Origin of the sequence: Petrotoga miotherma DSM 10691, from assembly GCF_002895605.1 — a bacterium.
GTDB classification, from domain to species: domain Bacteria; phylum Thermotogota; class Thermotogae; order Petrotogales; family Petrotogaceae; genus Petrotoga; species Petrotoga miotherma.
On record NZ_AZRM01000042.1, the window covers coordinates 1 to 14,096 of the forward strand.

Annotated in this window: 12 protein-coding genes and 1 other RNA gene; 4 read left to right on the forward strand and 9 right to left on the reverse strand. The window is 33.2% G+C overall.

Features of this window, described 5'->3' with window-relative positions:
- Positions 1–258 precede the first annotated feature (258 nt).
- The 4 genes from X928_RS07840 (at position 259) to X928_RS07855 (ending at position 4,414) form a co-directional block, all read left to right on the forward strand.
- Positions 259–1,938, forward strand: a complete 1,680-nt coding sequence (locus X928_RS07840; protein ID WP_103079239.1) for a phospho-sugar mutase — start codon at positions 259–261, stop codon at positions 1,936–1,938.
- 24 nt (positions 1,939–1,962) lie between these two features.
- On the forward strand, positions 1,963–2,541 hold the full coding sequence (locus tag X928_RS07845) for a hypothetical protein (protein WP_103079240.1): 579 nt from the start codon (positions 1,963–1,965) through the stop codon (positions 2,539–2,541).
- A gap of 11 nt (positions 2,542–2,552) precedes the next feature.
- Entirely contained in the window at positions 2,553–3,290 is a 738-nt protein-coding gene (truA, locus tag X928_RS07850) for a tRNA pseudouridine(38-40) synthase TruA (RefSeq protein WP_103079241.1), read from the forward strand.
- Between the two features lie 134 nt (positions 3,291–3,424).
- Positions 3,425–4,414: a hypothetical protein gene (locus X928_RS07855; protein WP_146050392.1), complete on the forward strand. Its 990-nt coding sequence runs from the start codon at positions 3,425–3,427 to the stop codon at positions 4,412–4,414.
- Between the two features lie 4 nt (positions 4,415–4,418).
- Here the strand turns inward: X928_RS07855 and X928_RS07860 are convergent, their stop codons facing one another.
- From X928_RS07860 to X928_RS07895, 9 genes are all read right to left on the reverse strand, one after another.
- Entirely contained in the window at positions 4,419–5,147 is a 729-nt protein-coding gene (locus X928_RS07860; RefSeq protein ID WP_103079243.1) for an ATP-binding cassette domain-containing protein, read from the reverse strand.
- Positions 5,148–5,153: 6 nt separating this feature from the next.
- Positions 5,154–5,330 carry a hypothetical protein gene (locus X928_RS10100; RefSeq protein WP_169926348.1) on the reverse strand — a complete coding sequence of 59 codons (177 nt, stop codon included), beginning with the start codon at positions 5,328–5,330 and terminating at the stop codon, positions 5,154–5,156.
- A 179-nt stretch (positions 5,331–5,509) separates the two neighbouring features.
- On the reverse strand, positions 5,510–6,706 hold the full coding sequence (gene hydF / locus X928_RS07865; RefSeq protein ID WP_103079244.1) for a [FeFe] hydrogenase H-cluster maturation GTPase HydF: 1,197 nt from the start codon (positions 6,704–6,706) through the stop codon (positions 5,510–5,512).
- Positions 6,684–7,826, reverse strand: coding sequence for a [FeFe] hydrogenase H-cluster radical SAM maturase HydE (hydE, locus tag X928_RS07870; protein ID WP_103079245.1), 1,143 nt, complete (start codon positions 7,824–7,826; stop codon positions 6,684–6,686). Before hydE ends, hydF begins: the two co-directional genes overlap by 23 nt.
- A gap of 18 nt (positions 7,827–7,844) precedes the next feature.
- A complete protein-coding gene (gene hydG, locus X928_RS07875; protein ID WP_103079246.1) occupies positions 7,845–9,260 on the reverse strand; it encodes a [FeFe] hydrogenase H-cluster radical SAM maturase HydG in 1,416 nt (471 codons plus the stop codon).
- Positions 9,261–9,509: 249 nt separating this feature from the next.
- Positions 9,510–9,869: a transfer-messenger RNA gene (gene ssrA / locus X928_RS07880) on the reverse strand.
- An 81-nt stretch (positions 9,870–9,950) separates the two neighbouring features.
- Positions 9,951–10,571 (reverse strand): HEAT repeat domain-containing protein, encoded by a 621-nt coding sequence (locus X928_RS07885; protein ID WP_103079247.1) that lies wholly within the window; start codon positions 10,569–10,571, stop codon positions 9,951–9,953.
- Between the two features lie 16 nt (positions 10,572–10,587).
- The gene (locus X928_RS07890; protein WP_103079248.1) at positions 10,588–12,183 is read right to left on the reverse strand and encodes a DNA repair protein RecN; all 1,596 of its coding nucleotides are present in this window, start codon (positions 12,181–12,183) and stop codon (positions 10,588–10,590) included.
- A gap of 61 nt (positions 12,184–12,244) precedes the next feature.
- Positions 12,245–13,663 (reverse strand): glycosyltransferase, encoded by a 1,419-nt coding sequence (locus tag X928_RS07895; protein WP_103079249.1) that lies wholly within the window; start codon positions 13,661–13,663, stop codon positions 12,245–12,247.
- Between the last annotated feature and the right edge of the window lie 433 nt (positions 13,664–14,096).

Below are 14,096 nucleotides of genomic sequence, written 5' to 3' on the forward strand. Positions count from 1 at the left end.
GTGTGAGAGTAGGTATCGCCCCCTTCCCTTTTTTTAAAATGTTTCTCTGCCCAAGTCCCGCCCTAAAAATTGCCGCGTAGAATATACGCGGCATTTTTGTTTATTAAAAAGAAAAAAATATGATATAATTCTTTTTGATGAGTTGCAGTGTAAAAGGACGAAAGCTCTTTAAATAAGATTTTGATTTTAAAAGGGTTACAGGGCGGAGCCCCCTACCCAAGACAATATAAAATTCTAAAAATGGAGGTATAAAATGAAATGGAAAGCGTTAAAGAAATAGCATATAAAAGATATCAACAGTGGCTTGAAAATGTAACAGACGATTTCAAAGAGGAATTGTTCCGTTTAAATGATAATGAGGATGAAATTATAGATCGATTTTATAAAGATTTAGAGTTTGGAACTGGTGGTTTAAGGGGTATAATGGGTGTTGGAACCAACAGAATGAATGTATACACCGTAGCCCGAGCAACTCAGGGATTCGCTAATTATTTAAAAAAATATAAAGATTTTCCTAGTGTTGTTATTGCTTACGATACAAGGATGAACTCCGACTTATTTGCAAAGGTTGCTGCTCGAGTGTTGGCTGCTAATAACGTTAATGTACATATTTTTGATCAAGTTGCTCCTACACCGTTACTTTCTTTCACTGTCAGAAAATTAAAAACAGATGGAGGAATAATCATAACCGCGAGCCATAATCCACCAGAATACAACGGTTACAAAGTTTACACATCCGATGGCACTCAAGCGGTTCCCCAATATGCTAATGAAATTACTTCAGAAATTGAGAAGTTAGATTATTTCAAAGATATCAAGTTGATGAGCTTCGAAGAAGCAGTTAATTCTGAAAAAATAAATATACTTAACGAATCCATTTTCAACGATTATTTAGATGAAATTGAGGGATATATTAGGTCATTAAATCCAAAGATGGATAAAAAGCCCGTAATAGTATATACACCATTGTACGGAGCGGCTTTGAAATTAGTCGAAGGCATTTTGAATAGGTTAGGTTTTGAGTTTAGTCTAGTTGAAGAACAATCAAAAATTGATACTTCCTTTTCAACTTTAAAGGTTCCTAATCCCGAAGAAAAAGAAGCGTTTGAATTGGCTTTGAAAAAAGCAAAAGAAAAAGATGCCGATCTTGTTTTGGCGACGGATCCTGACGGAGACAGAATAGGAGTGTTTGAAAAGTACAAAGGTGATTATGTATCTTTTACAGGAAATCAAGTTGGAGTGATGTTGTCTCATTATTTGTTAAGCAAATTTAAGGAATTTTCTTCCTTAAAACCTGATGATTACATTGTAAAGACTATCGTTACTACTGATATGGTTAAACCCATCGCTCAAGAGTTCAATGTAAAAGTTGAAGAAACATTGACAGGATTCAAATATATAGGAGAAAAAATTGAAAAATATATGGGAAGTGGAAGGAAATTTATATTTGGATTTGAGGAAAGTTATGGATATTTGGCGAATGATCATGTGAGGGATAAAGATGCCATAATCGCTGTTGCATTAATTTCTGTTATGAGTTCTGAATTACTTTCCAAGATGAAAACACTCACCGAATATTTGAAGGATCTAAAAGAAAGATATGGCTATTACGACGAAAAACTTCTTTCTTTTACCTTTGAAGGGTTTGAAGGGACTCAAAAAATAAAACGTATAATGACCAAGATGAGGAAAAACCCTCCGATAAAAATTGGTGATTTTAACTTGAAGGAAACTTTAGATTATCTTAATGGGATAGAGGGATTCCCGAAATCCGATGTAGTGGAATTGAGATATTCAAACGTTAAAATAATAGCAAGACCTTCAGGAACAGAGCCAAAGATTAAATTTTATATTATGGTAAAATCAGCTTCTGAAAATGAATCCGGTAAATTAATAAAAGATGCTGAGCAGGCTATCTCAGAAATTGTAAATGTATAATATACTAAATAAAGGTGAGTGAAAATGCGGTTTCATAACGTTTTGTTTTCAGATAAAGGGAATTTTGTAGAAATCAATGATATTTCATACTTGGATGGTAGCACGATAAAAATAAACGATATTCTTCCACCCTCTATTTTAAGAAAAAGTTCTGATCATTTCGTGGGATATTTTCTGGTGGAAGAAGATAATAATGATTTATCAGGTATAAGAAGATATTTAAATATAAGCGAGCGAAAAGGAAAATATCTTAAATTAAGTTATTGTGATGACATTTCCAACAACGTTAGAGAGATTCATGGTGATTATGTTGATCTTGTCTCTAAATATGTAGGGTTAAGGAGGGTAATTTCTTCTTTCAATGATTTGATTTTAGAAAACGATATAAATAATAATTTTAGTTATTGGCTAGAAAAGACAGTTGAAAATGTCCCTTTTGATATTAAAGAGTTGATCGCTCAAAGAATTACAAAACTTGTTAATTTGTATTTGATAAAAATCTATGAAGGAATTTATAAAAAGAACATAGATCTGTTAAAAAAATTTGAATCGGAAATCGCATTCAAAATTTTAGAGGCTCAATTAGTACAGAAGACGTATTAGGAGGAATTTTCGTGAAATGGGTCGCAGCAAAGGTAATGTATGATGGTACAAACTTTTATGGTTATCAGAGTCAGCCGACATTTCGTACCGTTCAAGATGAGTTTGAAAGAGCACTAAAAATTATTTTTAAAAAAGAAATTCCATCTTATGCGTGTGGAAGAACAGATACAGGAGTACATGCGATGGGTCAAGTTATTTCATTTAAGGTAGAGAACGAAAATATGACCGAAAAAAATATAAAAGATGCTTTGAATGCTATTTTACCAGAAGATGTATATGTAAAGGAAGTCAAAGAAGTAAAAGAAGGGTTTAATCCAAGGGCTGAGGCAAAAAAAAGAATATATCACTATTTTATTTATACAAATGAAGATCCAAATATATTTTTAAGAAACAGAGTGTGGTGGGTTCCCCTCACATTAAATTTAGAAAAGATGAGGCAAGCATCAAGATATTTTGAAGGTGAGCATGACTTCACCAGCTTTAAAACGGGAAACGATGAAAGGAATCCTATAAGAACTATTTACAGGGTAAGAATAATAGAGTTAAGAAAAGATATAATTTTGATAAGAGTTGAAGGAAAGTCTTTTTTAAGAAGAATGGTTAGAAATATTGTTGGTGCATTGGTAAAGGTGGGTACAGATGTATGGGAAGTGGAAAAAATAGAGGAAATTCTGGAAGCAAAAAAAAGAGCATTGGCTCCTGCATCAGCTCCCCCTCAAGGGTTATATTTTTATTCAGCTTTATTCTAATAAGCGTTTTAACTTTAGCAAAAGTGGAAATAGGCTTAGTTTATAGTGGCCCGTCGAAATATTTCGACGAGGTTTTATTAAATCTCTACAAATATGCGGATATCTCCGTCCCTCCTGGTGAAAACTCCCAAATTATGGAAATAGATTATATTAACAATCTATTCTATATAAAGTATAAAAATAAAACCGTTTCAACTTCGTTGGAAAAGTTAGATAGTACTATTCATGAAATACTTAATGAACTTCCTAGGAGTGTCTTTGTTATTGCAGAAAATTCTTTTATTGTTACAGATGAGGGAACCAAAACATCTAAATTTCTAAGTTGGAATGAAAATATGAATGTACTTCTAGATGTGAATGGTTTTATTTTTGAGCATCAATTTTCTCCACCCATTGGTGAGATGATTACAAGAGTACCTTCAAAATGGATAGAGCTAGAGATTACGGGAGATAGTAGAGAAGCTACTTTAAACAATCTAAAAATAAAAACACCAATTACAATAAATGTACCACCTTCAAAACTTACTTTAACAAATGGATTGAAAAAAATAGAAATAGACTTAACAAATTATGAAAGTGAAAAATACACATTAGATCTTGAAAAACAACAAATATATGAAAAAGTTGAAACTAATATAGATAAAGTATTTGAAATTGAAAGTGGAGTTTTCTTCTACGGCGAGCCGTTATCTATTTGGCTACCGAAAAAAGGAGACCCTGTCATTACCAAGTCCAAGTTTTATTGTGATTATGGTGATATAGAAGAAAAAAGTAAGACATTCTATATAGATGGAGAAATTGTTTTTGCCTACGAAAAAGATAATACAGTTTACTTGCTTTCTAGTTCAGGACAATTTGTCACTTTAGGCAAAAAAAATATAAATCGAGATTTTGAAAGAGCTCCTTTATCCATTTTGGTAACAGATGAATATATCCAGATAAAAACTTTCAAAATGGAAAGTTATAGGATTGATTTTGCTGGAGGAATATTTAAAGAAGGAAATGTTTACAATATGTTTTTAGAATTACCTTCTTACCAACCTCAAAAGGAATACGATTGTGGTAAGTTCGATATCGAAATTGCGAAAAACGAAGTTATAATCTATTCTAATGAAGACGAGTGAATGACTAAAGAGGGAAGTTCAGTAAAAAACCCTCAATACTTCCTTTGTAAATAATCTCACCCTTATCCAAAAAAACAATCTTTTCAGCGATGTCAGAAAACAAGGAGAGATTTCTTGTTGAAATAATCAATGATCGATCTTCTTTTATATCGAAAAGAAAATCCTTAATATCTTTATGCATGAAATCGTCCAAATGGTCTAGAATAGAATCAAATATAAATACTTGGGGGTTTCTAGCTAAACTTAGAAAAATTATAAAAGAAATCTTATCTCCAATAGTCCAATTTTCAAAATTCTCATAACTTTTTAATGAAGAATGATTAGAAAAAATATGTGCAATATTGAGCTTTTCAAGAAGCATATATTGTTCTTGAGAAATGTCGGAAGGTTTTATTCTTAAAGCGAGGTTGAAGACTTCGCTTAAAGTTAAGAAATTGATATTATCGACAAAAGTAGGTTCAGAATAAGCAATTGTGGATCGCAAATATCTTTTTTCAATGCTATTAACATCCTCACCTAAAAATAAAACCTGTCCAGTGGTTTGGATACCTTTAAAAAGTTCCTCATTTAATGCTACCATAGACCTTGCTAACAAAGATTTACCTGCATTCCTAGGTCCATAAATCAAAAGGATTTCATTTTTCGATATTTCTAAATTAATATTCTTCAATAATTTTAGATTGTTGATGTATACAGATAGATCTTTAATTTCGATAATTTTATTTTTATCCATTCTAATCTAACGTTTTGTACTTTTCTTATTATTAAAAAAATAATCTTCTTTGGCTAACGCTAACTTTCTAATACTTTCTTCGTCGTTAGCATTTTTTAGAGATCTAATAAAATCAATTTGAGAAGAGTATTTGAATTTGAAAGAATCATCTTCACGATAAGTACTTTGATTTTTCTCGTACACCGCAATTCGCCGCCTTTCTTCACTTAATCTTTAAATTGGTGGCTTACAAACATTATGATACTCTCTTCTTTATACAAAAAAGCTAAATTTCATTACAATTCTTTTATAAAACAGTGAAAATCACGTGTTTAAGGAAAAAAGAAAGGCCCCCTAAAATCAGGAGCCTCAATGAAAATTGTTTATAATGAAAGAGGTTCTAAAGTTCTTTTTAGGGATCCGTGGAGAAATGATATTATTACTCCATAATTTACAATGGGAATGCCTAATCTATTTATCGCATTTATTCTTCTCATCATCATTCTTCTTGTAAGAGTACATCCTCCACAATGTACCACTAATTTTACGTTCTTTACATCTTCTATGTCAGGGAATTCCTTGCCGGCAATAAATTTAAAATTCAAGGATTTTTGAGTATATTTTTCGAGCCATTTTGGAATTTTGACTCTTCCAATATCTTCACTTAACGGACGATGAGAACAACCTTCCATTATAAGAACAGTGTCGCCATTTTCCAAATTATTAACCACGTCCAAGTCCTTAGTTAAAATACTGATATCCCCCTTATGACGAGCTTCTAATATTGAAAATGTAGTTAGGTTTATATCTTCAGGCACTAACTCAGCAACCCTTCCAATAGCTTGAGAATCTGTGATTACCAACCTTGGTTTTTGTTTCAATTTACTAATTATTTCACTTACTCCCTCAACAGATGTCACAATTGGGAAAGCCTTTCTATCTATTGCTTCTCTTATAGTTGCCACCTGTGGCATTATCAATCGACCTTTTGGTGCTCCAGTGTCTACCGGAACCACTAGTAAGACAATATCGTTACTTTTAATAAATTTTGGAAGCATGGGAATTTCTTCTTCTTTTGGTTTTAACTCAGTCAAAGCTTCTTTTACTCTTTCTATATTGATTTTTTCTTTGCAAGAAACTTCTAAAACTGGTTTTTTGAAAGAATTAATATATAATTGTTTTAAGTTAGAAATGTTGTTAAGTTGATCTATCTTGTTCAATATGATTATAAATGGGATATGCATCTTTTCAAAAAGATTGCAGATGAAGTGTTCAAATTCGTTTGGTTCAGAATCAACTACTAAAACTCCTATATCAGCTTTGTAAAAAGCTCGTTTAGCCCTTTCAATTCTTTTTTCCCCGAGTTCACCTTCATCGTCTATTCCGGGGGTATCAATTAAAGTAACGGGCCCAATTGGTTGTAACTCCATGCTTTTATAGACTGGATCGGTAGTTGTTCCGGCAACGTTGGAAACAAGAGCTATTTCTTGGTTCACTATTGCGTTTATCAAAGAAGATTTTCCAACGTTTCTTCTTCCTGCTATAGCTATGTAGGTCCTATAACCGGATGTTGCTGGCATTCTTTTTCTCCTCCATTCGTTTTTGGGTTATTTTGGAAGGTGAGAAGCCTAATTGTTTGATTTTCTCATACGTTTCATAAAACTCTACTTTTATCTTATTATCATAGATGTTGTAATTTTTTCTATATACCTCTGGAGTTATGTTAACCATGATAACGTTACATCCTGCATAAAAACCTTGGTATTGTAAATCTGGAGAAATTGTTCCTAATGCGGTAGTGGTAGGTATTTGCGCCTTTGGAATACAAAACCTTGTAGCACAGTAAGCGTTTAAAGTTAATTCACCACTTCCACGAGGATGATCTTTTAACGGAGTGTTTTCAGTTGGGATAAAAGGACCCATACCTATCATCCTAAGATTTTCGTTTCTCATAAAAAGAATATCTTCTGCTATGTCTTCTAACGTTTGTCCCGGTAAACCTATAATATTACCCGAACCTGTCACATAACCCAGGGTATTCATGTACCTTAAGAGTTCTATTCTATTATCATAGCTTTTTTCAGGATGAATATTTTTAAAAATTTTTTTGTTGATAGTTTCATGTTTTAGAAGCACTCTTACTGCGCCAGCTTTTCTGAATTTTCTATACGACGAAAAGCTTCTTTCCCCAATGGATAAAGATACTGGTAAACTTGTTTTTTTTCTTATTTCTTTAATGAGGTAGATTAAATCATCATCTGTGTATTTATCATCTTCACCACTTTGAAGAATGATCGTATCTAAACCAAGTATCGCTGCCTGATTTGCCACTTCAATAATTTCATCGGGAGTCATCCGGTACCTTTGTATAATTGGATTCTTAGCTCTCAATCCACAATAGTAACAGTTTTTCTTACAATAATTTGAAAACTCGATAACTCCTTTAATGTTTATATAATCTCCTGTATACTCTTTTCTGATCAGATTTGCAACCTTGAAAAGTTCTTCTCGATCTTTATCATGTTTATTTAAAGACAAGATTTGGATGATGTGTTCTTTTTCAATGGTTTCATTAGATATAAAATAATTCACAATATTCTTAACTTTTTCAGAAAAATTAGTGTAATCAGCCCACTGGGATGGGGAATGTGGAACTTTACTCTGTAACTTTTTTAAAATCTCGTGATTTTGTAATTTCATATAATACATCCCTTTGCATCAAAAGTATAGATCTCTTTTTCCAGCCTTAACAAGATATATTCTTTCCAATAATTTCTCTTTAATGGGCCCATCATCCATATTTTTTAATTCTTCTTTGATCCTTTTTTCGATAGATATTCTGGTATTTTCCAGTGCGTAATCTTGTGCATATTCTAATAGAGTTAAAATAGCGTTGGGAGTACAAAACCTTTTCACAAATCCAGGTATTGCAAACTCCATGAAATGCTCACCAGTTCTCCCCATACGATAGCATGCGGTACAAAATGAAGGAAGATAACCTTCGATCGCTAATTCATTTATTACAGCGTCTAAACTCCTTTGGTCACCTAAGGTGAATTGGCTTTTTCTATAGGCTTCTTGGTCTTCTGTTGAATATGCTCCAATCCCAATGTTAGAACCAGCATCGATTTGTGAAACTCCTAACTTTAATATCTCGTTTCTTATATGGGAAGGTTCCCTTGCTGTTAAAATTAAACCAGTATAGGGTACAGCCAACCTTAAAATTGCCACTATCTTTTTGAATTCATTATCATTAACAAGGTAGGGAGGTTGCTCAGATAAAGGGGTATTTAAGGCTGGTTCCATTCGTGGAAAGGAAATTGTATGTGGACCAAATCCAAAGCGTTCTTCCAAATGTATGGTGTGAGATATAAGTCCCATAACCTCAAATTTATAATCGTAAAGTCCAAATAAGGCACCGATCCCAACGTCGTCCATACCTGCAGCTATTGCTCTGTCTAATCCGTATAGTCTCCATATATAACTTGATTTTGGCCCCTTTGGATGAACTTTCTTATATGTTTCATAATGATAAGTTTCTTGAAAAATTTGAAACGTTCCTATACCTACTTCTTTTATTTTTTTGTAATCATCAATTGTCTGAGGGGCAGCATTAATATTCACCCTTCTGATCTCACCGTTTCTGTTTTTAGTTTTGTATACAGTTTCTACGGTTTTAGCGATGAAATCCGCATCGTAGTCAGGATGTTCGCCATATACTAATATCAATCTTTTGTGACCTTTGTTTTCAAGGGCTCTTACTTCTTTCTCTAATTGTTCAAAACTAAGGGTATTTCTAAAAATTTCGCTGTTACTTGATCTAAAACCACAGTATTCACAATTGTTTATGCATTTGTTTCCAATATAAAGAGGGGCAAATAACACTATTCTATTCCCATATATGTTCTTTTTTAATGTTCTTGCTCCTTCAAAAATCTCTTCTAACGTTTCATCATCTTCAACGTTTAAAAGTGTTGCGACTTCATCCGAATCCAATCTTTCTTTTGATAACGATTTTTGAATAATGTCTCTGACTTTTAATCTACTTGGGGATTTCATTTCTTCCAAGAGCTTAAATATTTCATCTTCTTTGATAAAAGATTTTTGATTTGCCTTATCTCTTACCCAAAACACTTAATCAACCTCCCATATTTGTGGATTATACGGTCTTTAGAATCTCTAAATTTTATATATAGCGCTCCTTCGCCCCGCAGCCCACCCATAAGGATGGAGAATCAGCGTTTCGCCTGCTCCCACTCCAGGGAAGAGTTTTGCCCTGTTACCTTTTTAAAATCAAATTCTTATTTTATAGGATCATTTCATTTCTTAAGTAAATGTATCTAGTAAATATGTGAAATTTTTAACATACTACCTTAAAAAAAATGGTGGAGACGGCGGGAATCGAACCCGCGTCCGAAAACAGGCGAAGTCGGCTTCTCCGAGCGCAGTCCGCAATCAGCTTTCGGAAATTGTGACTTTGCGGACCGAGTCACAATTTCCTATTACCCATTGATACTTCTAAAATCCGGGTAAGAGATTTTAGAAGTGGAACCTTTTTCTGACGCCTCATTCCTCAAGAGAGGTTCCAAGAAAACTTGAGGAGAGACGAGCTGCCGTCTACGCAGCAGCTAATGCTAATTCTGGTTCTTCGGCATTTCAATATTTTTTCGTTTTTTACGAGGTTTCAGACTCCTCGACTCGCTTCCCGACTTCAGCCTATTCCCGTCGAACCCAATCGTCCCCATACTTTATTCTTTGACCCCGTTCGGGGTGAATTTTTTTTACTGGGATACATCTATATTATAACAAATTTTTAGTCCAAAATCAAGACCTTTTGAGATGCAACTCCAGCTTTTCGGATATTTCAGGGTCACGTTCTTGTAGGTATGGAACTAAATCAAAATTCTTAGTCAAGATTTTTGTTATTGAATCCAAAATAAGTACTTTTAAAGAGTTGTTGGTAGTTTTATAATATTTCTCTAAAAGTATATCTAAAGTTTTTCTGCTTGGTAACTCGGTGATGGCCATAACGCTTATCTCTTCTATTTCCCCCTCGTCACTGTCAATATAAGTTTTCAATATATCTAAATAAGATTCATCTTTTGTGATTTTTAATAAATTCTCTATGATCAAAGGGAAAGCCCTTTCATCAGAAAATTTATTGAACATCATCTTAAGGTTTTCCACTATTTCATGACACTTCAAATCAGACAAAAGTTCAGCTAGATACAACAAAACAGTATCGTCTTGAAGGTTGAGATTGAATCTTCGTTTGAACTCTTGTAAAAGGTATTCTTTTCCTTCGGGTGCCATGACGCTCAATGCATCTCGCGCCAATTCTCGAACTTCGTAATCTTCGTCATCTAATAGCTCTATTAAATTAGGAATAGCTTGAAGCCCTTTTTCATCTACTATCTTTTTTATCAGATCTTCACGACTGTACATCTTTTACACATCCTTTTCAATAGACAATGTTTCCGTACATTTCTTTTATTTCTTCTAATCTTTCATTTTCTGATAATTTTACGATTGTTGAAGTAGTTTCTTCGTTCAACGATTTTACTATTTTAAAATGTTCAGTGGCGAAATTTGCAACTTGTGGCATATGAGTAATTACAATAATTTGTTTATCTTTTGATAATTCGTTTAGTTTATTTCCTACAACATCTGCCATTCTTGGGCCAACTCCGGAATCAATCTCGTCAAAAACCATAGTATCAATTGCATGATTTTTCCCTAGTACAACCTCAACTGACAATATTATTCTAGATAATTCCCCACCGGAAGCTATTTCGGATAAAGGCATAAAATCACTCTTTGGATTTGTTTTTAATAAAAAGGTAATCCTATGTGCGGACTCTTTTTTTGGTTCTTTTAGTTTTTCTATCTTCCAATCTATCTTACTATTTTCCATATTAAGATCCTTCAGATTGTTTTCAATGTTTGATTTTAAATCGTTGAGAAAAGGAGAAACCTTCCCTATTATTTTATCACTGAGTTCTAATAATTCCTCTTTCAATTTATATAATCTTGGTTCTAATTCGTGAAAATCGTTTTTGATCTCGTCTAACTCACTTTTTTGAATTTTGAACTTGTTGAGATTTTTCAAAACATCATCAAGAGAAGGTCCATATTTCCTTTTTAACTCGATAATTTTATTCAGTCTCTCACTGACTCTTTCTAATTCTTCTGGATCACTCTCTAATTCAGACAATCTATTTTCTAAAAGCGTGTATAATTCAGTTATCTGTTCCTGAATAGAGGAAGCTAAAGAATGTTCTTCAGTGAATCCAAAATCATTTAGCTTAGACAAATTGTAAACTATATAACCAATTTCCTCATCAATACTTTGTTCATCTCTATCTTTTAGTATGTTTAAAGACTCCACCAATCGTTCCCTGATTTCTTCTATATTGTTTAGAGTTTTAAATCTAGCAGAAAGTTCATCATCTTCAAGAGGCCGTAGGTTCGCCTCTTCAATTTCCTGGATCTGGTAGTTTAAAATATCAATATTTCGAAAGATTTCTGTTTTATTGGTTGGAAGGTTTTCTAACTTTCTTTTCAAATTCAAGTATTCCTGGTAACCCTTATCGTAATCAGAAAAATAATCGGGGAATTTGTCTCTCAAAATCTTAAAGATCAAAGAATTTTGGTAATTCTCATCTCTCAAAGCTATGTTGGAGTCTTGAGAATGTATTTCTAACAGATACTTCGAAATGTCTTGAACGACGTTTTTAGGAACTATTGTATCGTTAACTCTGAAAAGTGTCTTTTTAGGAGTGAAATTTACAGCTAAGATCAAATCATCACCATCAAAAGGCACGTATTCCCTCAGCATCTCTTTGATAAACTCATTAACAGTAAAATACGCTGAAACGGACCCTTCAGACGTTTTCAGATTTTGAGGAACATTTCCTATTAAAAAAAGGTTTAAAGCATTTAGAAACATAGATTTTCCTGTTCCCGACTCACCGGTGATAGTACAGAAATTGTCGCTAAAATCCACGTTAGCACTTTTAAAAAGACCAAAATTTTTTATAGACAAAGAAAGTAGCATTCACCACACCAACCTTAAAATCGGCACTTTTTTCTTCTATCATCGAAATTATACCATAATTTTAAATCTTTTTATTTTTTAAAAAATCAATTATTATTTCTTTTGCATCTAAAGAAGGTACTTTTTCTATGGTTTTTTTGGGAAGTTTAACTCCTCCCTCTATAACCTCTAAATATCCTCTAGCAGTGCTCTTCCAAGTATAATTTTCTAAAACTCTTTTTTTAACCTTTTTTGAAAAATAGTCATAATTATTCAAACCTTTTATTAAGCCCTCAACAATATCTTGTATATCTTCAGGATCAATTAATACACCTGAACCATCTGAGAATATTTCACTTGGTCCACCATTCTTTGTTGCAATAACAGCGAGGCCACAAGCGCCTGCTTCGATAGGGGCTAAGCCAAAGGGTTCATAAAAAGAAGGTAGAACAAAAACAGACTTTAATTTTGAAAAGAATTTGTAAGCAGTAGCTAAGGCAAGTTGAGATTTTAAATCAAAAAAATATACCTTATCTTTTATATCTGCTTTTTCTATTTCTTCCAAAATTGGGGTTAAGATGGATCTTTCATTCTCCGACAATTTATGTATGTCGGTGAAAGGATCAGGAATGCCCCTAAGAAATATTCCTAGATTTGCCTTATCTTGAAGATCTTTAGAATTTGCGTATGCCTTTACAACAGAAATATGGTTTTTTTTGAGATCTAAACGGCTGGAGAGAATGATAAAAGGTTTTTGCTGCTTGTTTAATTTTTTTTCAATTTGAGCAACAGTCTCCTGATCGAGGTCAGTCAAATCATCGTTAAAGATCTCCGTGTTAACACCAGGAGGAATCACTTTGTATTTACTGTCGTTTTCAACTTCAGAAACATCGGCATACAACGGATGAGAATACTGCTCGTATCTTTCCATTGATGTGGAGACAATAATTTTAGACGCATATTTCATGGACAACCTTTCAGCCATTATTCTTTGAGAAAAATGATACTCTTTGTCGAGATCTTCAAAATTCTCATGGGAGACGTTTAATTTATCCATTTTTTGGGCACCTAAAGAATGCCCTGTGAACGAAAAATTCACACCCAACTTTGATTTTAAAAGAACTCCAGAATAACCTCCATCGGCGTAATGAGTGGTTACGAAATCTATCTTTTGATTTTGGTAAAATGCGAGAATATTACCAACGTATTCCTTTAAATGAGGCCACAATAGCTCTTTGTTTAAAAATTTTTCTCCGCCAAAAGGTATTCTGACGATAGTTGGGTTTTGAGTTGTATCGAAATAATCCAATTTCTTAGAAAACTCAGGCCAATTTGGGTCGATTATCTGTCTGGTAACTATATCCACAGAAACGTTCAAATTAGCCAACTCTTTCGATACCTCTTTAACGTAGATCAACTGTCCCCCAAAATCAGGATGTTCAGTTAAATGAGAATCATTTTTGTCAAAGTTGCCCTGAGGATTGAGAAACAACACCTTCATTAGAAATTCCTCCAATAGTCTGTTATTTACAATATAACAAATATATTTTACCATACTTTCAATAAATTTTCTTTTCGATGCGCATTTTAGAAACATAATCTGAAAATATGCTATAATTCTAAAGATTTCATTTTGTATTCCCGTGTGTGTGCAGCAGAACAAAAAATAAAAAAACTTTTAGTCTTATGGGTGGGCCGCTAGGAAAAAGAACAAAAAACTTTTTTCCTTATGTGTAGTCAGCAGGTCAAAAAATGAAAAAACTTTTAGCCTTATGGGTGGGCCGCTAGGAAAAAGAACAAAAAAACTTTTTCCCTTATAGATCGGCTTCTTGGCCAAAAGATGAAAACTTTTTTCCTACGAGGGTGTTCTGGGGAAAATATTAAAAAAACTTTTTTTCCTTATGGGTGGGGAGCGGGGCGAAGGGGCGCTAACA

Excerpts from the sequence above, each read along its gene's own strand:
- X928_RS07840 (WP_103079239.1), top strand. The coding sequence starts at position 259 with ATGGAAAGCGTTAAAGAAATAGCATATAAAAGATATCAACAGTGGCTT.
- X928_RS07845 (WP_103079240.1), top strand. The coding sequence starts at position 1,963 with ATGCGGTTTCATAACGTTTTGTTTTCAGATAAAGGGAATTTTGTAGAA.
- X928_RS07855 (WP_146050392.1), top strand. The coding sequence starts at position 3,425 with ATGGAAATAGATTATATTAACAATCTATTCTATATAAAGTATAAAAAT.
- X928_RS07860 (WP_103079243.1), bottom strand. The coding sequence starts at position 5,147 with ATGGATAAAAATAAAATTATCGAAATTAAAGATCTATCTGTATACATC.
- hydF (WP_103079244.1), bottom strand. The coding sequence starts at position 6,706 with ATGCCAGCAACATCCGGTTATAGGACCTACATAGCTATAGCAGGAAGA.
- hydE (WP_103079245.1), bottom strand. The coding sequence starts at position 7,826 with ATGAAATTACAAAATCACGAGATTTTAAAAAAGTTACAGAGTAAAGTT.
- X928_RS07885 (WP_103079247.1), bottom strand. The coding sequence starts at position 10,571 with ATGTACAGTCGTGAAGATCTGATAAAAAAGATAGTAGATGAAAAAGGG.
- X928_RS07890 (WP_103079248.1), bottom strand. The coding sequence starts at position 12,183 with ATGCTACTTTCTTTGTCTATAAAAAATTTTGGTCTTTTTAAAAGTGCT.
- X928_RS07895 (WP_103079249.1), bottom strand. The coding sequence starts at position 13,663 with ATGAAGGTGTTGTTTCTCAATCCTCAGGGCAACTTTGACAAAAATGAT.